The organism is Endozoicomonas sp. (assembly GCF_031844845.1).
In the GTDB taxonomy this organism is placed as follows: Bacteria; Pseudomonadota; Gammaproteobacteria; order Pseudomonadales; family Endozoicomonadaceae; genus Endozoicomonas.
This window is the reverse complement of the sequence record NZ_JAVRMB020000243.1, coordinates 1-21,030: the sequence shown is the minus strand read 5'-3', so window position 1 is coordinate 21,030 and position 21,030 is coordinate 1. Positions and strand designations below refer to the sequence as shown.

Here is a 21,030-nt window from a genome sequence, read left to right as displayed (position 1 = left end):
CGAAAGAGCCGGGCCTGCTTGCGCTTTTGCGGACAACGGATAGCGGACAACGGCCTTAATTTCCTAGTGATGACTTTTCCGGCGAGGATTGACCAGCAGTTCCTCGGGTGGGTAGTCTTTTTTCAGCTCGTTACCCAGCAGTGCTTCAATGTCTGGAATAAGAAATGAGTCATCTTCACAGGCAAAGCTGATACTGGTGCCGGTGGCGCCGGCTCTGCCGGTTCTGCCGATCCGGTGAACATAGTCTTCAGGGTCTTCCGGCAGGTTGTAGTTGATGACATGGCTAATGCCTTCAATATGGATTCCCCGACCAGCAACATCGGTAGCCACCAGTACTGCTATTTTTCCTGAGCGGAAGTTTTCCAGAGTTCTCAAACGTTTGTTCTGAGGGACTTCACCAGAAATCTGATCTGCCCTGATACCCGTTTTTTGCAGCTTTTCAGTGAGTTTTCGAGTCTGATCCCTGCGGTTGGTAAAGACAATGACCTTTTCCAGCTGGTGATGGTTTATCAGGTTAACCAGCAACGGAAACTTTTGATCAGAAGAGAGAATGTAGACCTTTTGATCCACAGTATCCGTAGCAACGCTATCAGGCTCGATTTCAACTTTTACCGGGTTCCAGGTCCATTGTTCGCCAAGGCGGAGGACATCATCAGTAAAGGTGGCAGAGAAGAGCAGCGTCTGGCGGTCACCGGGTCTGGGGGTCATTCGGATAATGCGACGTACCTGTGGGATAAAACCCATGTCCAGCATACGGTCTGCTTCATCGATCACCATAATCTCGATCAGATCCAGAAACAGGTCTTTGCGTTCGCAGTAGTCCAGAAGGCGTCCTGGTGTGGCGACGAGGATATCGAGATAATTTTCACTGATGCGTTTACGCTGCTTCTCGTAGTCCATGCCACCGACAACGGTAACAACATGAAGGGGCAGGTATTTAGTGAGTATTTCAGCGTCGTTGCCTATCTGTAAAGCCAGCTCCCGGGTAGGCGCAATAATAACCACCCTGGGCTCTCCAAGGTATCGGGTATCGGGTGCAGGGGTATCGATCAGCTGTTTGATCGTACTGACCAGAAAGGCGGCTGTCTTACCCGTTCCGGTCTGAGCCTTACCAATAGCATCCCGGCCAGCCATGGTAGTGCCCAAGACCTCCGCCTGTATGGGGGTGCAGTATTTGAAGCCCTCATCAGCAATGGCATGCATCAGCCCGAGGGGAAGGTCAAAATCATGGAACCGGGTTTTTTCAGGATCCGGTGCTACCGGAAACTGGTCCAGACTCCAGTTATCCTCAGCCTTGCTCTGATGGGCTGATTTCTTGTTATGTGCCTGATTGTGGCGCTTCGATGATTTATGTTGACCACCATTTCTGGGGTGTGAAGCGCGTTTCTTGTGACCAGAAGGCTCTTTATTGCCTTTATCTGACGGTTGTGAGTCTTGATGTACACTGCTCTTTTTGCCGGCAATGCTCTTTTTAAACAATCCTAGAAAACCACTCAATGCTTTAGTCTCGTTCCTTTCAGTCCTGAAAAACGGCTTTACACGCTAGAAAAACCGGGTGAGCCAGCTATAAGGATACAATCTTGATCCTGGTCGTCGCAGAGGTGGGCGAGGAAGAGGTTAGCTGGTGATAAGCGCTGAAGCTTCCCGGAGGTTATCCCGGATCTTCACGATTAATGACAGGGCGTATTATCGCGCCGATTTCATGATCAAATCAAACGCCCTATACGGATTGGCGAGAATTAACAGAATAGTGTCTTTCCACCGGGTTCAGGCGGCGCCTTTAGAATGATGGTTATCAGGCGCCGCTTAAGGTTGTTGAGCCAGAGAAAACCTGCAGTGTGGACCTGTCAGAACTCCTCATCCTTATACAGGTCATCAGGATCATCATCCTCTGGCTTTTGGCCAAACCACAACTGCTCGGATTTGGCTTTCTTGGTCACCTGGCGCTCTTTCTTGTCAAGCCATTGCTTAGTCAGAACCAGAATTAATCCAGGGTCAGGCATCGGTTTAACGGAATGATGCTTGAATAGTGCGGCAAAAAAGCTCGCTTCTTCCGCGAAATTCTGGTTTTTAGCGGCCAAAGACTCTGCCTGTACAGGGTCTGGCATGCAGCGGTTACCAATAAAGTTGGATAACGGACAAAAACTCATAGCTGTGCCCTCTAACTGCCTGAAAGGTAAATAATAGTCAGATATATGCTGTTTGAAAATTAGACAATGGTAGGGCGTATTAGCTCCCCGGGAGGGGGGTTTTTATCCTGTTTTTTTCAAATGTCTGTTTGATCAAATGTTAAGCACTGACGGGAACTATCTAACTAGGATTATGGTCTAGTTATTATTGCGAGCCTTTTCAGGTTGTCCATTTTTAAGAATTATTAAGTTACAGGAGCAAGTTTATGGATACGTCAGGATTAGTACATCAGGTTAATGGTTTTTCAGGAGATGGTGTAAATAGTGTAATAAAGGAAGGATCCTGTCTTAAAGATGATAAAGAAAAATCGAATGATTCAGAACCAGCAATGGTTAATGGTGTACGGGTAGAGGCTTACAATTCGTCCTCAAATCAGCTTAACAAGTCAGATTCAAACTCATTTTCATTAGAAGGTTCATCAGCTGTTCCTCGCAGGGTAAATAGTCTGCCCAGGCAAACACCAGTTGAGTATATTGAACACGAACCTACTAAGGATTCAGGAAAGGCGCCTGTTAGTATTAATGGAAATCCACATTGTGAGAATACTGGTTTTGATGAAGATGAGTCTATGTCCATCACAGGAGATAGTGAAGATGATTTCGAAGTAATAGAGTCCGGGGAAGAGGTTTCAATTGATTATCCTGAGTTTGAAACAGCTGAACTTGAATCATCTCCAGGCCTGCCAGACTCAGTTTCCAGGCAATCGCCAGTACAAAACACGTCCTCTGACGAGGTTGATGATAAAGAGTCGTCTGAACAAATAGAATCAGGGTTCTTTAAGATTGATTCCAGCGGTTTTCATGGGGAAACGGCAGGGTCGGCACCCCTGAAAGCTAATAATGAAGCGAAGGGGTATGGAACAACACCATTTGTGATTAAAGAGGAAGTTAATGGATGCCCGGTGATGGTTAGGCTCCAGCCAGACTCTGAAAATTATTATGGGGATTCACCAAACGATGCTGATGAAGATGGTACAGATACGCACGGTGTAGTCTTAGTATCTGACAGCCTGACGTCAAGTAATGTGGAATATAGTCACTCGGATGAGCCTTCTGAAGATAAAGAATCTGTAACTGTAAAAAAGCAGGCAAATTATGGCGCTGATTCAGAGCTGTTGACGCAGATTCGAGAGGATTCATCCAGTACTGATGATGTAGTAGTAGTATCTGAGATGGAAGTCTTTCAAACTCTGAGAAAGTCAGTGGCGGAATTTCTAGAAATGCTCGAAAACGACCCCATTCTGCAGGCCATTGATGCAGCGGGTAACAGGCCAGAAAATTGGATCGAAATGTCCCGTCCACTATTTAGCTTACCGCCAGTAGGGAAAGGCTTGAAATCAAAAAGTGGGTTTTCTGTTCTTGGTGTTGATTACCAGAAATTTTTTCAACCTCAGTATCGTAATAGGAAAGAGAACATTGCAACTGAAGTTGCTGGACGCGCTCCGCTGGTTGATTGTCAGATTGCAAATGGCCGGGAACTTCCTTCTCACGATGGATTGGAAATAAAGGTAGAGGGTAATAAATATCCTGCTTTCAGGAATATGGATGCTGTACGTGCCAATTCTGACAGGAGGGCAGGATCAGGATCCGTATCCCAACGTAATGAGCCATTCCATGATCCTTACAATCGCATTTTTAGGCGTCCAAACCCCGCTCAGGATAAACAGAAACCGAGTTGCAATTGGCAGGATTATGTAAAGACAATTCCTAAGGATGTTAAGGAATCGCCTGCTCACGGCAGTCAACAGAGTCAGACAAGTAAGCCAAAGTCCAAAGGTCCAACTCTGGATCAGCTTAAGCAGGAGCAGACTGGCAGTTACTATCGTAATGTATCTGGACAGGGACAGAAATGGCAGGCTGATTTCAAATATAAGACGACGATATACATTTAAGGCTGCTAGATAGACCACTTATACCTTTATCAGGAAATAAGTGAGGCTTTGAAAAAGGGCGCTTGTCATTCAGGACAAAGCGCCTTTTTCTTATTGCTGTTATCTCAGTTCTGCAACAATTTCCTTGCTGAAGGACTTCTCGCAGTAGTGACACTTTAGCTGAATATCACTGCTTTTCTGGCGCAGGTAAAAATAGCTCGATACCGGCTCATTATGAGTGATGCAGTTAGAGTTAGGGCAGGCAAAAGCGCCTCTCAGGGTCTTGGGAGTGGTCATAGTAAATTTATCAACCACCCGGTAGTCATCAATGACATTGATGGTGGCACTGGGAGCAAACAGTGCCAGTTCATTGGCCTCCTGCTCGGTAAACATCCGGCCTTCAACCTTGATGATATCCTTGAAGCCCCGGGCTTGACTGGGCAGGTTAAAGCCCACCGTAATACGAGCCTCACTGTTCAGCAGGTGAAGGCGGTCGAGGATTTTAACACCCTGGCCAGCCGGGATGTGGTCGATGACAGTCCCCTGGCAGATGGCTTCGACCTGTAGTTTTTTATTCATCGGTCCATTCCTCACAGCGTTTCATTCAGAATCAGTGCCAGCAGTGCCTGGCGGGCAAATACCCCGTTACGTGCCTGCTCAAAGTAGTAGGCGTGAGGTGTTTGATCGACTTGTGCGGCAATCTCATCCACCCTGGGGAGTGGGTGAAGCACTTTCAGGTGAGCCGGTGCTTCTTTCAGAGTTTCGTTGGTCAGTACATAATTTGAGGCGATGTGCTTGTACTCGGTTTCATCGAACCGTTCTTTTTGAACCCGGGTCATGTAAATAATGTCGGTATCCGAAACCACGGCTTCAATGCTATCTGCCCGACGCCAGCGGATGCCTTTTTCATCCAGCTCCTGCAGGATATAGTCCGGCATGGCCAGGGCATCAGGGGCAATAAAAGTAAACTCAGCATTAAAGTGTGTCAGGGCCTGTGTCAGCGAATGGACGGTTCTGCCGTACTTGAGATCACCGACGAAAGTGACTTTCAGGTTGTCCAGTCGTCCCTGGCATTCCCGGATGCTGAAGAGATCCAGCAGTGTCTGGGTTGGGTGCTGGTTAGAGCCGTCACCACCATTGATCACAGGCGCGCTGGAGAACTCAGAGGCTAACCGTGCTGCACCTTCCCGAGGGTGACGCATAACCACCGCATCGGTGTATGAGCTGATGATTTTTATAGCGTCGGCAAGGGTTTCGCCTTTTTTTGCTGAGGTATTCCCGCCATCCGCAAAACCAATCAGAGTACCTCCCAGTCTTTGAATGGCAGTTTCAAAGGAGAGCCGGGTGCGGGTTGATGCCTCAAAAAAGCAGCTGGCAATCACTTTGCCTTTTAATAGACCGGGTCGTGGCGTTTGCTTGAGTTCAGCAGCCACTTCCAGAACTTGCTCCATATCTTCCCGGGTAAGGTCAGCGATGGAGATAATGTTCCTGTTAAAGAACCTGTTTCCCATGGGGGTTATACCTGTCGCCTTTGGTTATTTTTTAGACAAAAAAAAGCCCCTTAGATCAGGGGCTTTTTTTTGAAATACGGGTGATTTGATAAAACCAAACCTACTAATAAGGACTCTGCTTTTCCTTTCGATCCACTGGCGGTTAAGGTTGAAGCGAAGTTTCATCAGAGCCCTTTATTCTGCTAATTTTCTTTCGGGTTAACACTTCTTTGCAGAAGAATCAGCTTTGCCGGGCAGTACAAGCCGTTGGCAAATTTCCTGAGATTCTACACTTCAACTGTCGTTGGTCAAGCGGTTTTCGGTTGCTGGTTCCCGGGTTAGCCGATTTGACCAGTAACTGGCCAGCCCGGTCCCTGTGATCACTTGAATAATGCTGAGCAGAGTCGGTGGTATGGCTGCCAGTGCTGAAAAATGTTTTACCGCCAGGGCGGATGCCATGCCACAGTTCTGGGCGCCAACTTCAATGGCAATAGTTCTGGCGGTGATTGTGTCCTGTCCCATCAGTCTGGCCAGAGTATATCCCGCGACTAATCCCGAGAGATTATGCAGAGCCACAGCGCTGACAGTCATGATGCCCAGAGAGGTTAGTGCATTGGCGTTCAGGGCGACCACAAGGCCAATAGCTGCAGCAATTCCCAGGACTGCAATTCCGGGAAGTACAGGTAATGCTTTTGTGGCAAGCTTTGGCAGTGCTGCCTTGAAGATTATTCCAGCCAGTACAGGCACTACGATCATTTGGGCAATACTGATTAACATGGCACTTTGGTCAACGTCGACAACCTCTTGTAAGTAAAGGGCTGTAATCCATGGAGTCATGATGATTGAAACCAGAGTTGATACGGTGGTCATGCTGACCGATAGAGCCACTCGACCCCCTGCAAGATAAGTGAGTACATTGGAAGAAACTCCCCCCGGGGCAGCTCCTGCCAGTATCATTCCTATGAATATTTCCTCGGGCAGGCCGAGCAGGGTACTGATCAACCAGGCCAGGGCCGGCATAAGCAGGAATTGAAGCAGAACGCCAATGAGCAGGGCCTGTGGTTGTCTGAGGGATACCAGTACATCCTGGGCTGTGATCGTTAACCCCATGGCAAACATGATGAAAGCGATCAATGGCATCAGGGCATTTTTGAACTGAGCCACCTCCGGACTGAAAAAACAGGCCAATGTACTGGCTATCAGAACCCATAGTGGTAATAGAAGGCTAAAGTAGTCTTTCATTTCACAAGCTTCATAAACTTAATCAGATAAAAAGTCCTGAAACTATAGACAGTTTTTTTAGTCAGGGTTTTCCTGTGCTTGAAGTGAGCTGGTCGTTTATCAATGACTGGATGCTCCACTCCCGGCAGATTATTTCTGCCAGGCTCATCAGCCGCCTGACTGCTGCTCCATGAATGATATTGTTCATTACCAGGGGAAATTAAGGTTTAAGTGAGCTTCAAATGCTCTTAAAACAGATTCTTTTGAATGCAAAATCCAGCCATTTGTCGTGAAGTTATAAAGGGTATCCAGCCAGCTGTCTCGATGGTTAAGCTGGTAGATTTTCCGGATCTGCGACTCATGCCCACTGGATGATATCTTCATTCCGGGAACCACTACTTTATTTTGAGGAAGTCTCCATCGGGAGTAGCGGCTGACCAGATTGTAGCCCTGCCCATAAATAAAGCTGCCCTCGATATAGGAATGATGGATGTTGGCCAGCTTGTCCCCCGGCATTGTTTTTATCCAGCTGGGATGAGTGCCGAAGCTGTTAAAAATATAGGCCCTGTCAATGGCCTCAGAACTCAGCATAACCACTTGCGCAACAGCACCGCTGTAGGAGTAGCCGGTTACTTCCAGAGAATGGTAAGGGTATAGCTGTTTGAAGGACTCAGCGAGTTCAGTGATGTTTTGCAATTGTTTTAGAGAAAGGGAGCAGTCAGATCGATCAGACCGTAGCGGTTTGATTTCAGTGATAAGACACTGAAAGGCCTTGTTCGACTTTTCCCCGGACAGTGCAAGGATGATTTTGTTTTCCTGATCATGGTCAGCGTCGGCCGCGAGATCTTTTGTCTGCTTAAAGATCCTGACTTTGATGGTGGAGTCTGGAATGCTGAGCTGGCCAATGATCTGATGACTTTTTTGGCCAGGGGTTATCGTTTTTTCCTGTGTATCGATGAAATGGCGTCGCCATTTTTCAGGAATAGCTAATGGGTCAGCAATTAATTGAATCCCCAGGGAGCCAAGATATGAGAGCCTGAAAATAATAAACACCTGTTTGCCTTGCTCCCCGGAAGTGAGGATCGAGTCCATTTCTGATAAATAACTCATCACCGCATAAGGGTAGCGCTCTAATAATTGTTCCGGGGTTGCCCTGTAGTCAGCCGATATTTCAGGTTCTGATGGCGTGTCTGCGATGGAAAACAAACTGACGGTGAATAGAAGAATGGATGAAGTGATTAAAAACAGGGAGTTCTTGCTGTACATGCGATTTCCTGACCAGTATCAAAGATGAGAGGCTGATACTTCTGACCAGAAAAAGTGGATTGCGTTCAAATTTAAATATAAGTGTTATTCAACGTTGTCTTTCTTTTTTTTACACCCACCCGGAATCTCAATGGTAAGGTCGCTTTTGGGGCGGCAGCAGCAAGTCAGTATCTTTCCTTCAGGAATAAAGGCAATAGGATCGGTTGTATAAACCACTTCACCATCAATCAGGCTTACCTGGCAGCTCCCGCAGAAACCCTCCCGGCATTGATAGTCCATTTCTACTCTTTGTTGCTCGAGCGCTTCGAGAAGGCTGAGTTCTGCACGGGGGATAAAACTGAAACCTTCCAGGATTTTGATAATGTGAGCCATGATGTTTCGCCTGTGTTAGCCAGACCTGTCACAGGTCTGGCCATCGGGACGTTTTATGGTGAGACTGCTTACCCTGCTTTTTATAATAAGAAACTTATAGCGAGAAGTTACTAAAGTCTTCGGTCTGCACTTCACTATCAATTTGCCCTACCAGGTAAGAGCTGACTTCAACTTCCTGAGGGGCAACCTGAACGTTATCACTGTTAAGCCAGCTGTTCATCCAGGGCAATGGGTTCTGCTTGATGGCAAATTCTGGCTCAAAACCAACGGCCACCATGCGCTGGTTGGTAATGTACTCAACGTATTGACCCAGAATATCCCGGTTCAGGCCAATCATGGAGCCATCGCGGAACAGGTAATGGGCCCAGTCTTTTTCCTGCTCAGCGGCATCAATAAAGATCTGTCGTGCTTCGTCTTTCATGTCACGGGCAATGGCGGCCATTTCAGGGTCATCTTTGCCATCAGCCATCAGTTGCAGAATGTGCTGCGTACCGGTCAGGTGCAGGGCTTCATCCCGGGCGATCAGTTTGATGATTTTGGCATTCCCTTCCATGGTGGAGCGTTCAGCAAAGGCAAAGCTGCAGGCAAAGCTGACATAAAAGCGGATCGCTTCCAGTACATTGACAGAAATCATGGTCAGGTAAAGTCTGCGTTTCAGATCCGTAATGCTGATGTTGACTTCTTCACCATTGATAACATGTTTGCCTTCACCCAGCTGGTGATAGAGGCTGACGCCCTCAATCAGAGCGTCATAATAGCGGGTAATATCCCGGGCACGTTTGGTGATGGCTTCATTGGTGACAATGTCGTCAAAGATTTTCGCCGGCTCTGTGACAATATTACGGATAATGTGTGTATACGACCGTGAATGTATAGTTTCACTGAACGCCCAGGTTTCGATCCAGGTTTCCAGTTCTGGCAGGGAGACAATCGGGAGGAGAGCCACATTGGGTGAACGCCCCTGAATCGAGTCAAGCAGCGTCTGATATTTCAGGTTGCTGAGAAAAATATGCTTTTCATGATCAGGCAGTGCCGCAAAATCGCGACGGTCTGTGGAGAGGTCCACTTCCTCAGGGCGCCAGAAAAAGGACAGCTGCTTCTCGATCAGCTTTTCAAAAATGGGATATTTCTGGATGTCATAACGGGATACATTGACATTACGGCCAAAGAACATGGGCTCCTTAATGGCATCGAACTGTTCCTGGTTAAACGTGGTGTATGTCATTGTTTGATTCGCCCCAATTCAGTGGTTTCCGCATATGGTTTCTGGCCGGTTTTTTTTGCTGGCTTTTTTGCCCGGGAAGAGTGAAGCGAACGACACCTTTTATCTATAAGCATTTATCGACTGGCATTTGCGCTAGAGACTATGACGTTATAAACAGGGTTGCCGCTCACTTTGATCAACTATCCCCCTTCTCTTTAAGAGACAGGATGTTCATCAGATCTTGCAGGCTCCTCCTGAGCAGTCATCATCCATATCGTTTTGGGCATCGGTCGCGCCATCACGGGTGTTGTGGTAATAGAGCGTTTTTACGCCTAATTTGTACGCCGTCAGCAGATCCTTCAGCAGTAATTTCATGGGAACCTTGCCACCTTCAAACAGGCTGGGATCATAATTGGTGTTGGCTGAGATGGCTTGATCCACAAATTTCTGCATGATGGCGACGAGCTGAAGGTATCCATCGTTGTTCGGGAGGTTCCAGAGTAGCTCATAACGACCCTGAAGTTCTGCAAAATCAGGAACCACCTGTTTCAGAATACCGTCTTTACTGGCTTTAACGCTGACGTAGCCACGGGGCGGCTCAATGCCATTGGTGGCGTTACTGATCTGGGATGATGTCTCAGACGGCATCAATGCGGTCAGTGTTGAGTTACGCAGGCCAGATGACTTGATGTCTTCCCGCAGGCTTTCCCAGTCAAGATGCAGTGACTCTTCACAAACAGCGTTCAGGTCCCGTTTGTAAGTGTCGATGGGCAAGATGCCTTCGGAATACGTTGTTTCGTGGAATTTGGTGCAGGTGCCTTTCTCTTTGGCCAGCTTGTTGGACGCTTTCAACAAATAATATTGAATGGCTTCAAAGGTCCGGTGAGTCAGGCCATTGGCGGAACCATCGGAGTAGCGAACACCGTTCTTAGCCAGATAGTTGGCAAAGTTAATGACCCCTACACCCAGTGGACGGCGTCCCATGGTTGAGTGGTAGGCGGCGGCGACCGGATAGTCCTGGTAGTCCAGCAGGCTGTCCAGAGCCCGGACAATCAGTTCTGAAAGTTCTTCCAGCTCACTGAGGTCCTTGAGTGCGCCCAGATTAAAGGCGGCCAGTGTGCACAGGGCAATCTCACCTTCTTCGTCATGAATATGCGTCAGAGGCTTGGTTGGCAGGGCAATTTCCAGACACAGGTTGCTTTGGCGAACCGGTGCAACGGAAGGATCGAACGGGCTGTGAGTATTACAGTGATCCACATTCTGCAGATAAATTCGTCCAGTGCTGGCACGTTCGGAGGCAAACAGAGAGAACAGCTCAATGGCTTTCAGGGTTGTCTTGCGAATGCTGCTGTCCTGTTCGTATTGAACATAGAGTTGTTCAAACTTCTGTTGATCGGCAAAGAAAGCATCATAAAGGCCAGGCACATCGCTGGGCGAAAAGAGCGTAATATTGCCCCCTTCGATCAGGCGCTGGTACATCAGCTTGTTAAACTGCACACCATAATCAAGGTGACGAACACGGTTATCGTCAACGCCCCGGTTGTTCTTCAGAACCAGCAGGTTTTCAACTTCGAGGTGCCAGAGTGGGTAAAACAGCGTGGCTGCACCGCCACGGACACCACCCTGAGAACAGGACTTTACGGCCGTCTGAAAATGTTTGTAGAAGGGGATGCAGCCAGTATGGAATGCTTCACCGCCCCGGATCGGGCTGCCCAGGGCTCGAATATTGCCGGCGTTAATGCCGATACCTGCCCGCTGACTGACGTATTTTACGATGGCGCTGGAGGTTGCATTAATAGAGTCCAGTGAGTCTCCACACTCGATCAGTACACAGGAGCTGAACTGACGGGTAGGTGTACGTACCCCGGACATAATCGGGGTAGGCAGAGACAGTCTGAAGGTGGAAACGGCGTTGTAGAAGCGTTCAATAAAGTCCAGACGAGTCTCTTTCGGGTATTCAGAAAAGAGGCAGGCGCCAATCAGCATATACAGAATCTGGGGGCTCTCATAATATTCGCCGGTCACCCGGTTTTGTACCAGGTATTTGCCTTCCAGCTGTTTTACGGCGGCATAGCTGAAGTTCATATCACGATTGTGATCAATGAAGGTTTCCATCTGATCAAATTCAGCTTCGCTATAGTCGGTCACCAGGTGCTGGTCATACTTCTTCATCTCCACCAGCTTAACCACATGATCAAACAGCCTGGGGGGCTCAAACTGGCCATAGGCTTTTTTGCGCAGATGGAAAATGGCAAGACGGGCTGACAGATACTGATAATCCGGCGCTTTAGTCGATATCAGGTCCGCTGCAGATTTGATCAGCGTTTCGTGAATATCCGTGGTCTTGATACCATCGTAGAACTGTATGTGAGACTTAAGCTCTACTTCTGAGACGGAGACATTATCCAGGCCTTCAGCGGCCCAGGTGATGACTTTGTGGATCTTCTCCAGATCCAGCTGTTCCTTGTCGCCGTCACGCTTGGTAACCAGGATACTTTTGTTCATTCAGCCCTTACCTATATTCAATGGAAATTCTTTGTACAACTCATGCGTTGTACCGCAGCATTTGTGCAGCCCACCATTATCTCAAGGCCGCCGCCTTGACTGGCGTTGACCTTGGTGAATGTGAGTCTATCCGGAATGATGCCGGGAAATATCCGCCAGGGCAGATGCCCGCTCTTTTTACGGGACAGGTTTGCAGGACTGAGACAGCACGGCAAGCGGCTGAAAACCTGTATGAGCATTCTTCCCTGAACACCGTTTGCCATTCCTTTTTGGGCTGCTGTTCGCAGACAATTCGCTGTTTTTGCCCGAGTGTTGCTTCAGGCATGTTCTACAGGTTGTCTTGTCAGGCAATGTGTCGCCCGACAGTGATGGGCACTACATATTGTGTATCGACCAATTATATACACAAGATAATGCGGTCGGTGAAGAAATTCAAGCGGGTTAAACTGGGGAGATGCTGTGGATAAGTTGTGGATTGTTTCGGGTGTTGGTGTCTGCTAACTCCCGGGTAACGTTTTCAGACAAAAAGAAAAATTTGCAATATGAACCTGTCATTTTTTCGAAATAAAAAAATATTTTGTAACTGTTCCTGATAAAAAAATTAATGAACTTTTTGTATATTGGACGCTCTTTCAGAAATGTTCGGCTTCTTCAAGCTCCGGGGAGGACGATAAAGCATCGGTAGTGTAATATCGCTCTCCCATACAGATTGGATTGTCGGCGAAGTTCTAATATTCTGCCGCTCTATGGAATTGTCCCACAATAAGATCCGCTTTCCGTTACCCGTTACCCGCTGCCCGCTGCCCGCAAAAGCGTAGCGGATCCGGCTTTTTCGGGCAGCGGGTAGCGGACATCGGGCAGCGTTTTTTTAACCCGGGGGTGTAAAACAATGGCTTTGGATAATGCAGAAACGGGTCGCATCCTGATCGTTGAGGACGATGAACGTCTGGCGACACTGACCCGTGAATACCTTGAAAACAATGGCCTTCAGGTTTCTATTGAAGGTGATGGTGGTAAAGCCGTTGAACGTATCCTGAGTGAGCGTCCTGATCTGGTGATTCTGGATCTGATGCTGCCGGGAGAGGATGGGGTTTCCATTTGTCGGCGTGTGCGCAGCCAGTATTATGGCCAGATACTGATGCTGACCGCCAGAACCGACGATCTTGATGAAGTGTTGGGGCTGGAAATGGGGGCGGATGATTATGTTGCCAAGCCGGTACGCCCGAGAGTGCTGCTGGCCCGTGTTCGTGCCCTTCTCAGACGAGCTCCTGCCCAGGTTGAAGAAGAGCCGGAAGTTAAAAACAGTCTCCGTTTTGGTTCGCTGGTGGTTGATAATTCCATGCGCGAGGCCTGGTTGAATGATGAGAGTGTGGATCTGACCAGTGCTGAGTTTGATCTGCTCTGGCTGCTTTGCAGCAATGCGGGCCGGGTACTGAGCCGGGAAGAGATCTTTTCTCAGCTCCGGGGGATTGAATACGATGGTCAGGATCGCTCTATTGATGTGCGGGTTTCTCGAATCCGGCCAAAAATTGGTGATGACCCCATGCATCCGCGGTTGATCAAAACGGTGCGCAGTAAAGGCTATCTCTTTGTGAAGGGCATGTGAAAAGTGAGTAAGGATTTGTCCCGAAATAACTGTTCCGGTTTAAAAGAAGGGGAACCACAAAGGCACAAAGACACAAAGTTTTTTTGGTTGTTCTCACGCTGTGCGTGGAACAAACCAATCCCCTTCTTTTCTTTGTGCCTTTGTGTCTTTGTGGTTCAACGCTTAGGGCCCGGTCCGAACGGAGCTTGGAGCCACAGAATATGTGGACGTTATTTTCAGACAATTCCTAAGCCTTCGGCATAACATCATGAGCAGTATTTTTCTCCGCATCTATGGTGGCCTGCTATTCTCGCTGGTCCTGGTTTCTGTGCTTTCCGGCATTGTGGTTACTATTGTTAATGGTGTTCGATTGGCTGAGTACCGTGAAGATATGGCTCGCGGTACTTTCCGGCTGGTTTCTGAAGTGCTGGCGTCACTGCCTGATGAACAACGGCAGAAATGGCTGGGGGATTGGGGGTATAAGCTGTCGATCCCCTTTTCAATGGTGCCCGTGGATCAGGTTGACCTCAGTCCGAAAGACGTTGAGTTACTGTCTCAAGGTCAGGTTGATGTTCAGATGCTGAACGAAAAATCAGCCGTCATCACCTCATGGATAGACGACCAATGGTTACTGCGGGGAAGCGTGCCGGAAATATCAGAGCAGATGGCCAGCGGTACCATTATTTTTCTCAGGCACCTGCTCAATAGCTATTCTCCGGATGAACGGGTTCGGGTTCTGGCCAGGCAATCTGCGGCATCATTAAGTTTTCCCGTCACTTTTGTTTATTACCCGGGTACCCACTTAACACCTTTACAACAAAGCCAGTTAAAGCAGGGCAGTGTAGTGACGGTGCTGAGTTTGAGGGATGAAACATTACAGCTCTACGCACAAATGGCGGACAGTGACCAGATACTTCACCTGGGGCCATTGAAATTACTCAATCCCTATCCCTTCAAGCTGATCCTGACCCTGGGACTGTTTGTTCTGATATCCCTGAGTCTTGCTATTTACATTCTGGTACGGGGTATGGAGCAGCGGCTGAGAAAGCTGGAGAGAGCCGCTACCCGATTAAGCCGGGGCGATTTTGATGTTCGGGTCAATGTGGGGGGCGCTGACTCCATTGGTCGCCTGGCCATGGCTTTTAATGCCATGGCGGATCATATTCAGCGTCTCCTCAGTCTGCAGAAAGAGATGATTCGGGGCGTCTCCCATGAATTGAGAACGCCGGTTGCCCGGTTGCGCTTTGGACTCGATCTGGTGGCTGATGCCAGAACACCGGAAGAGCGTGAAGCGCAACTGGAAGGTATGGACCAGGATATTGAGGAGCTGGATAAGCTGGTGGATGAGCTTCTGACGTACGCTAACCTCGAGCAGGGGACACCAACCATCAGCCTGAAACGCCATGATGTTGATAAGGTAGTGGCCCAGGTGGTTGGTGAGCACCTCCGGTTGCAGAGCCGGGTAGAAATTGAACATATTCCCTGCAATGTACTAGACCCCCGACGTTTTGTTGAAATTGACCGGCGTTATATTCATCGGGCTATACAGAATCTGGTGGGTAATGCCTGTCGGTATGCTGATGGGAAGGTACAGGTACGCTTTTCTTCAACTCAGGATACCTGTCGTATTGATGTAGATGATGATGGTCCCGGAATTCCGGAAGAACAGTGGGAGCGGGTTTTTTCCGCGTTTTCAAGACTGGATGACAGCAGGACACGAAAGTCTGGTGGTTATGGTCTTGGGCTATCCATCGTTAGACGGATTATGTACTGGCATGGTGGCAGAGCCCTGGTCAGTCACAGCCCCCTGGGGGGGGCCCGGTTTAGTCTGGTTTGGCCTAGGAAGCAGAGGCACTGAGAGGCACTGAGAGGCACTGAGAAGCATGAGAAGCATGAGAAGCATGAGAAGCATTGAACCAATTGTGCTTATGGCAGTCTTTTTAATAAGTTGTGCAGGTTGATAAATGGATACGTGATGGCTGACTTAAGAACATTAATTAATCAATACGAGCCTAAACATATGCTTGAGCTTCTCAACAGTCATGATGCTGCTGTAAATACTCAGGGGCGGCACGTGACGGTCTGGGGACGAGATGTTCAGTCTGAGCAAGTTGAATGTAGAGATTCATTTTTTCCGCATGACGATCGCCCGCAGCACCGTCTGTGGACAAACCCTACGCTGCTACCTGAACCACAAGAAACACTACAGCCAGTTTCCGTCCAAAAACGCACCAGTATATGCGGGGATGAGGGTAACGTGTCAGTTCGTCGCTTATGCGACACGCCCAAAGGCGCAGGGTGATTATTCATACTGATGTTAATAATGACATCGTCGGCTATACAGGCATAATGTCGGCCAGAGTCTCAAAGCATGTTTCCCTGGCAGACGATATAAAACTGGCAATATAGGGCTGCTCCTTTTGTTCTGTTCTGATGGCCGCATAAAGTGTTGACCATAAACCCTCCCTGCCCAGCCTGACTGCAGCGACCTGCCCTTTATCAAGGTATTCAGCCAGCGCCCAGCAGGGCAATGCAGAAACACCTCGCTGACTGGCGACCAGTTGCAGCATCATCAATGTCAGCTCTGCTGTGCGTACATCGGCTGGTTCGACATCGGCCGGATCAAGGAAGTCATGGAAAACAGCCAGACGAGTCTGCTCAACAGGGTAGGTGATCAAAATCTCATCTTTGAGGTCGGAAGGCGCTATGAACGCCTGCCCGTTTAATGGGTGTGTTTTGGCAATAGCCAAAAGCATTTCATATCGAAACAGGGGGATATAATCAATACCATCAATTGGCGTTGGATCCGAGGTCACTACCAGATCAAGCTCACCTCTTGAAAGAGCGGGAAGAGGCGCAAAATTGAAGGCTGTGGAAAAGTCCATCTCTACTTCAGCCCAGTGTTGCCGGTATTCTCCGATAGTGGGCATTAACCACTGGTAACAACTGTGGCATTCGATGGCAATATGTAACCGTCCGGACTGGCCTCCTGCCAATCTCAACAGGCTTTGTTCGGTCGCCTTGAATCTTGGCAATACTTCTTCAGCTAACTCCAAAAGCTTCAGCCCTGCGGTGGTAAATCGGGGCGGCCGTGATTTGCGAATGAATACTTCCATACCAATACGATGCTCAAGCTCCTTTAGCTGATGGGACAGAGCTGACTGGGAAAGGTGTAAACGACGGGCGGCTTCTACAAGACTGCCACATTGATGAATGGCTTTAAGTGTTTTCAAATAACGCAATTCAAGGCCCAGATTCTGTGTCGTCATAGCTCTCGCTTCTCCTGTAAGCCTTTCAGATAGACCATAAAATCATGTTTATTAGAATTTTTCACTTTTATTATTAGAAAAATGAGTTTGATTCAAGTTTAACTCTCCAACAGAATCGTGACTACTCTTTGATCAATCCTGAAAAAAATAACTTTGATGGTCTACCCGGAGTTTTCCATGATCACCACCCATAACCCTGGTTTTCCACGCATAGGCGCTAACCGTGAGCTGAAAAAGGCTCAGGAAAGTTACTGGCGGGGAGAACTGTCTAAATCAGCGCTTTTGGAAGAAGGTCGTCGTTTACGTAAACGACACTGGGAATTGCAGAAGGATGCGGGATTGCATCTGATCCCGACGGGGGATTTTGCCTGGTATGATCAGGTCTTGAATCACTCCCTGATGCTTGGAGCTGTGCCTGAGCGTTTCACTGAAGCCGATCCGGGTGATATCGATACCCTGTTTCGCATGGCCCGAGGCAGGGCTCCCAGCGGCGAACCGGCAGCGGCCTGTGAAATGACCAAATGGTTCGATACCAATTATCACTACATTGTTCCTGAGTTGATCAAAGGTCAGCAGTTTCAGCTGGCCAATATCTCCCTGCTGGATGAAACCGCCGAAGCCATAGAGCAGGGCTTTCGTGCAAAACCGGTACTGGTTGGTCCACTGACCTGGCTCTGGCTTGGCAAGGTGAAGGGCGAACCTTTTGATCGACTGGAATTGCTGGATAGTATCGTTGAGGTGTATGGCAAAGTTCTGACAAAGCTGGCAGAAATGAATGTGGAGTGGGTACAGATTGATGAACCTATACTGGTTCTGGATCTGCCACTGGAGTGGCATCAGGCGTTTGAGTCAGTCTATAACCGCTTGCAGAGTTGCCCTGTAAAAATTCTGCTGGCCAGTTATTTTGGTGGTCTGAATGGTACTACGACGACCGTCGTTAATTTGCCGGTGGACGGTATTCATGTAGATTTGACTCGTGATCCTGATCAATTACCGGCTTTGCTTGATCGGTTACCTGCTTACAAGGTGTTGTCTGCCGGTGTCGTTAATGGCCGGAATATATGGCGTTCAGATCTGAAACAGATATTGCAGCAGCTGGCTGAAGCTGCAGAACGCCTGGGTGATCGGCTCTGGGTAGCACCAGGCTGCTCATTGCTTCATGTACCGGTGGATTTGGACAATGAAACCGGGCTTGATCATGAGCTAAAGTCCTGGTTTGCCTTTGCCAAACAGAAGTGTGAAGAAGTGGCGGTTATTGGCCGGGTATTGACCGGTGGGCACCAGGCACAAGATCCAGCGGTGGTTAAATTGCTGGCTGATTCAGAACAGGCGACATCTGACCGGCAACAGTCCCAACGGGTTCATAATGCGCTGGTGAAACAACGGGTTGCTGCATTAAAGGGCGATCAGAATATTGATCATCGACTCGCTCCCTATTCAGTAAGGGCCAGGTTGCAACAGGAAAAGTTGAATCTGCCGGAATTTCCCACAACCACCATTGGCTCTTTTCCCCAAACCCGGGAGATACGCCAGAAACGCCTGCAGTTCCGTAAAGGCGAGTTGGATGAACCGTCTTATATTGCTGCCATGCAGGAGGAAATCCGCAATACGATTAAAAGGCAGGAAGCACTTGGGCTGGATGTTCTGGTACATGGCGAGGCAGAACGCAATGATATGGTTGAATATTTCGGTCAGCAGCTGGAAGGTTTTGCCTTTACCGCCAATGGCTGGGTGCAGAGTTACGGCAGTCGTTGTGTAAAACCGCCGGTTATTATTGGCGACATCAGTCGTCCTGAGCCCATGACTATTTCATGGAGTCGTTATGCTCAGGATCAGACCCGTCATCCGGTTAAAGGCATGTTAACCGGGCCAGTGACCATCCTTTGCTGGTCATTTCCCAGGGATGATGTCAGTCGTGAAACGTCCTGCCAGCAGTTGGCACTGGCATTGAGGGATGAAGTGGTTGACCTGGAAAATGCGGGTATTGGCGTTATTCAGATTGATGAGCCTGCCATTCGTGAAGGCTTGCCGTTGAGAAAAGCGGACTGGCCAGAATATCTGGAGTGGGCGGTGAAGAGCTTTCGAATTGCGGCCAGTGGTGTGAAGGATGAGACTCAAATACATACCCATATGTGTTATAGCGAGTTCAATGACATCATCGAATATATCGCGGCGATGGATGCCGATGTAATAACCATCGAAACGTCTCGCTCAGATATGGAGTTGCTGGATGCCTTTGAAGAATTCGAATATCCCAATGAAATTGGTCCCGGGGTTTATGATATTCATTCACCCAATGTGCCCGGCATTGAGTGGATAAAAAAACTGATGACCAGGGCTTCTCAAAAAATTCCCGGGGAGCGCCTATGGGTTAACCCGGATTGTGGACTGAAGACCAGGGACTGGCCTGAAGTAGAAGCAGCTTTGAAAAATATGGTAGAGGCTGCAAGGCAGCTGAGGGCGGGTAGCCGGGAGCCTGTTCGAAAATAGTCTGCCCTGTGGGGCATTTGCTCCTGTATTCATACAATCGTGTGGCGTAAATTGGTCTGAAAATTAGATTTTGTTCGTCAAATCCCCATAGGGTACAAGTAGCATGCTATTTATGCCCTTCGGGTATTTATGCCCTTCGGGTACTCTCCTGAAAAATCGAATTATAAAGTTTTTAGATATTTTATCCCGAGAGTACTTTCAGGAGTCTCGATTTTACGTTTTAAAGACGAACTGTTATTTTTGTTTATTATTCCTTGATAAATCTCGCAGTCGTTAATTTTTGCATTTTTTACCGCTGTCAGCGTAGTATAATTATCCGTAATAAGATCGGTTTTTATTTTCTGAAGGCCTTTTATTTTTTCATGATAAGACTCGAATAACTTTAGAGTTCCTAATGCGTTATTTGTTTTTATCTGTCCGGAGGTCAGTTGTCTATTTAAAGATTCGATTGTTGAGCCTAAGTGGTTAACGCAATCCTTTTCGTCGTTAACGATTTTTTTAAATAGTTTATTTGAGTGTTCCAGAAAGCGTGTGATGGTCATAATATTTACCTTACTATTCGCAAGCAGCAAAATTAAACTGTCTTTAGTCAGCGGTTCTATACGAACAGCACTACTTTGTTTAAGCTGGTCAATGGAAGATTTGTTTTCAATATTGTATTGCTCGACAACAGCTAAAGAACTATCAATGGCCTTTGTCAGACTGGCACTGTCTGTGTCAGGGCATTGTACTCCAAGCATATCAAACAGCTGTTTACACTTATCGATGAGGGCAGTTGTCTGAGACTGATCTGTACTCTTTTGTGAACTGGCTGTAGAGCCTATATTAGCCCTGAGGATTTTGTTAACATTCTTTTTGTCAGTGAGTTTTTTCTTTAAAGTAGATATTTCGATTTCTCGTTGATTAACTGTTTGTTCAAGACGTTTTTTGTCCCTCTGAACCTCAAGGCTACCTATTTTTAGTTTGTTTGCAGCGTATTCTATAGTTTTACATGACGCCTTATGTCGTTGTATAGTTTCAGAATTTTTCATTCTTAATGTTGAATTTTCTTGTGAAAGCATAAGGTTCTCAGCTTTCAATGTTTCACAATGATATTCAGATTGGGCTAATCCATGCCTCAGGTTCAGGATTTCTTGAATAAGCAGATTATTCTGAGATGTTGGAGTTATTGCTGAATTAGAATCAAAGGGGTTTAATTCTGAAAGACTGGTGCCCGAACCATTCTCTGATGAGTTTTGGGGTGGCAATGGGTCGGGTATCTGGCAAGTGTCCGTTTGTTCTTCTGATAAAAAATCGGATAATATACTATCTAAGCAGGAATCATTGGTATTCATAAAATCCATTAAATCAAACTGTTGTATGCCTGGTTCAGAGATATCAGGCTCAGAAGTTGGCGGTGCTTTTTCTGTAATGTCCTTTTCTGAGATGCTCGGGCTTATGGTATAGGGCGTTATAGTAGTGGGGGTTTTATTGTTCTGACGAATTCTGTCACGACAGGTGCTAAGTGTTTCTTCATAATCTGGTGTGTCGCGATTTTGAATATTCAAAGCATTATCTGATTTGTTCAT

Annotated in this window: 15 protein-coding genes; 4 read left to right on the top strand and 11 right to left on the bottom strand. The window is 47.7% G+C overall.

What is annotated here, in order from left to right:
- Positions 1-63: 63 nt before the first annotated feature.
- A complete protein-coding gene (rhlB, locus tag RM811_RS13000) occupies positions 64-1,497 on the bottom strand; it encodes an ATP-dependent RNA helicase RhlB (RefSeq protein ID WP_402524913.1) in 1,434 nt (477 codons plus the stop codon).
- Between the two features lie 350 nt (positions 1,498-1,847).
- Positions 1,848-2,108: a hypothetical protein gene (locus tag RM811_RS12995; protein WP_402524911.1), complete on the bottom strand. Its 261-nt coding sequence runs from the start codon at positions 2,106-2,108 to the stop codon at positions 1,848-1,850.
- Between the two features lie 287 nt (positions 2,109-2,395).
- Here RM811_RS12995 and RM811_RS12990 point away from each other — a divergent pair, with 287 nt between their 5' ends.
- On the top strand, positions 2,396-4,081 hold the full coding sequence (locus tag RM811_RS12990; RefSeq protein ID WP_402524909.1) for a hypothetical protein: 1,686 nt from the start codon (positions 2,396-2,398) through the stop codon (positions 4,079-4,081).
- Between the two features lie 99 nt (positions 4,082-4,180).
- On the opposite strand, the gene pyrI is transcribed toward RM811_RS12990, so the two are convergent.
- The 7 genes from pyrI to nrdA form a co-directional block, all read right to left on the bottom strand.
- Positions 4,181-4,639, bottom strand: a complete 459-nt coding sequence (gene pyrI, locus RM811_RS12985; RefSeq protein WP_402524907.1) for an aspartate carbamoyltransferase regulatory subunit — start codon at positions 4,637-4,639, stop codon at positions 4,181-4,183.
- A gap of 11 nt (positions 4,640-4,650) precedes the next feature.
- Positions 4,651-5,571 carry an aspartate carbamoyltransferase gene (gene pyrB, locus RM811_RS12980; protein ID WP_402524905.1) on the bottom strand — a complete coding sequence of 307 codons (921 nt, stop codon included), beginning with the start codon at positions 5,569-5,571 and terminating at the stop codon, positions 4,651-4,653.
- Positions 5,572-5,844: 273 nt separating this feature from the next.
- Positions 5,845-6,792: a bile acid:sodium symporter family protein gene (locus tag RM811_RS12975; protein WP_402524903.1), complete on the bottom strand. Its 948-nt coding sequence runs from the start codon at positions 6,790-6,792 to the stop codon at positions 5,845-5,847.
- A 186-nt stretch (positions 6,793-6,978) separates the two neighbouring features.
- Positions 6,979-8,037, bottom strand: a complete 1,059-nt coding sequence (locus RM811_RS12970) for a hypothetical protein (protein ID WP_402524901.1) — start codon at positions 8,035-8,037, stop codon at positions 6,979-6,981.
- A gap of 84 nt (positions 8,038-8,121) precedes the next feature.
- Entirely contained in the window at positions 8,122-8,409 is a 288-nt protein-coding gene (yfaE, locus tag RM811_RS12965) for a class I ribonucleotide reductase maintenance protein YfaE (protein WP_402524899.1), read from the bottom strand.
- Positions 8,410-8,503: 94 nt separating this feature from the next.
- A complete protein-coding gene (nrdB, locus tag RM811_RS12960; protein WP_402524897.1) occupies positions 8,504-9,634 on the bottom strand; it encodes a class Ia ribonucleoside-diphosphate reductase subunit beta in 1,131 nt (376 codons plus the stop codon).
- Between the two features lie 213 nt (positions 9,635-9,847).
- Complete coding sequence (gene nrdA, locus RM811_RS12955; RefSeq protein ID WP_402524895.1) at positions 9,848-12,118, bottom strand: class 1a ribonucleoside-diphosphate reductase subunit alpha; 2,271 nt, start codon at positions 12,116-12,118, stop codon at positions 9,848-9,850.
- A gap of 889 nt (positions 12,119-13,007) precedes the next feature.
- Here nrdA and RM811_RS12950 point away from each other — a divergent pair.
- Complete coding sequence (locus tag RM811_RS12950) at positions 13,008-13,724, top strand: winged helix-turn-helix domain-containing protein (RefSeq protein WP_402524892.1); 717 nt, start codon at positions 13,008-13,010, stop codon at positions 13,722-13,724.
- A 247-nt stretch (positions 13,725-13,971) separates the two neighbouring features.
- Positions 13,972-15,561, top strand: coding sequence for an ATP-binding protein (locus RM811_RS12945; RefSeq protein ID WP_402524890.1), 1,590 nt, complete (start codon positions 13,972-13,974; stop codon positions 15,559-15,561).
- Between the two features lie 478 nt (positions 15,562-16,039).
- Here RM811_RS12945 and RM811_RS12940 read toward each other — a convergent pair whose 3' ends face one another.
- The gene (locus RM811_RS12940; RefSeq protein WP_402524887.1) at positions 16,040-16,972 is read right to left on the bottom strand and encodes a LysR family transcriptional regulator; all 933 of its coding nucleotides are present in this window, start codon (positions 16,970-16,972) and stop codon (positions 16,040-16,042) included.
- A gap of 177 nt (positions 16,973-17,149) precedes the next feature.
- Here RM811_RS12940 and metE point away from each other — a divergent pair, with 177 nt between their 5' ends.
- Positions 17,150-19,462: a 5-methyltetrahydropteroyltriglutamate--homocysteine S-methyltransferase gene (gene metE, locus RM811_RS12935; protein WP_402524885.1), complete on the top strand. Its 2,313-nt coding sequence runs from the start codon at positions 17,150-17,152 to the stop codon at positions 19,460-19,462.
- A gap of 161 nt (positions 19,463-19,623) precedes the next feature.
- On the opposite strand, the gene RM811_RS12930 is transcribed toward metE, so the two are convergent.
- Positions 19,624-21,030: hypothetical protein (locus RM811_RS12930; RefSeq protein WP_402524882.1), on the bottom strand; the 1,407-nt coding region annotated here is incomplete at its 5' end.

Excerpts from the sequence above, each read along its gene's own strand:
- RM811_RS12970 (WP_402524901.1), bottom strand. The coding sequence starts at position 8,037 with ATGTACAGCAAGAACTCCCTGTTTTTAATCACTTCATCCATTCTTCTA.
- metE (WP_402524885.1), top strand. The coding sequence starts at position 17,150 with ATGATCACCACCCATAACCCTGGTTTTCCACGCATAGGCGCTAACCGT.
- pyrB (WP_402524905.1), bottom strand. The coding sequence starts at position 5,571 with ATGGGAAACAGGTTCTTTAACAGGAACATTATCTCCATCGCTGACCTT.
- RM811_RS12975 (WP_402524903.1), bottom strand. The coding sequence starts at position 6,792 with ATGAAAGACTACTTTAGCCTTCTATTACCACTATGGGTTCTGATAGCC.
- RM811_RS12990 (WP_402524909.1), top strand. The coding sequence starts at position 2,396 with ATGGATACGTCAGGATTAGTACATCAGGTTAATGGTTTTTCAGGAGAT.
- RM811_RS12940 (WP_402524887.1), bottom strand. The coding sequence starts at position 16,972 with ATGACGACACAGAATCTGGGCCTTGAATTGCGTTATTTGAAAACACTT.
- nrdA (WP_402524895.1), bottom strand. The coding sequence starts at position 12,118 with ATGAACAAAAGTATCCTGGTTACCAAGCGTGACGGCGACAAGGAACAG.
- RM811_RS12950 (WP_402524892.1), top strand. The coding sequence starts at position 13,008 with ATGGCTTTGGATAATGCAGAAACGGGTCGCATCCTGATCGTTGAGGAC.
- yfaE (WP_402524899.1), bottom strand. The coding sequence starts at position 8,409 with ATGGCTCACATTATCAAAATCCTGGAAGGTTTCAGTTTTATCCCCCGT.
- nrdB (WP_402524897.1), bottom strand. The coding sequence starts at position 9,634 with ATGACATACACCACGTTTAACCAGGAACAGTTCGATGCCATTAAGGAG.
- RM811_RS12945 (WP_402524890.1), top strand. The coding sequence starts at position 13,972 with ATGAGCAGTATTTTTCTCCGCATCTATGGTGGCCTGCTATTCTCGCTG.
- RM811_RS12995 (WP_402524911.1), bottom strand. The coding sequence starts at position 2,108 with ATGCCAGACCCTGTACAGGCAGAGTCTTTGGCCGCTAAAAACCAGAAT.
- pyrI (WP_402524907.1), bottom strand. The coding sequence starts at position 4,639 with ATGAATAAAAAACTACAGGTCGAAGCCATCTGCCAGGGGACTGTCATC.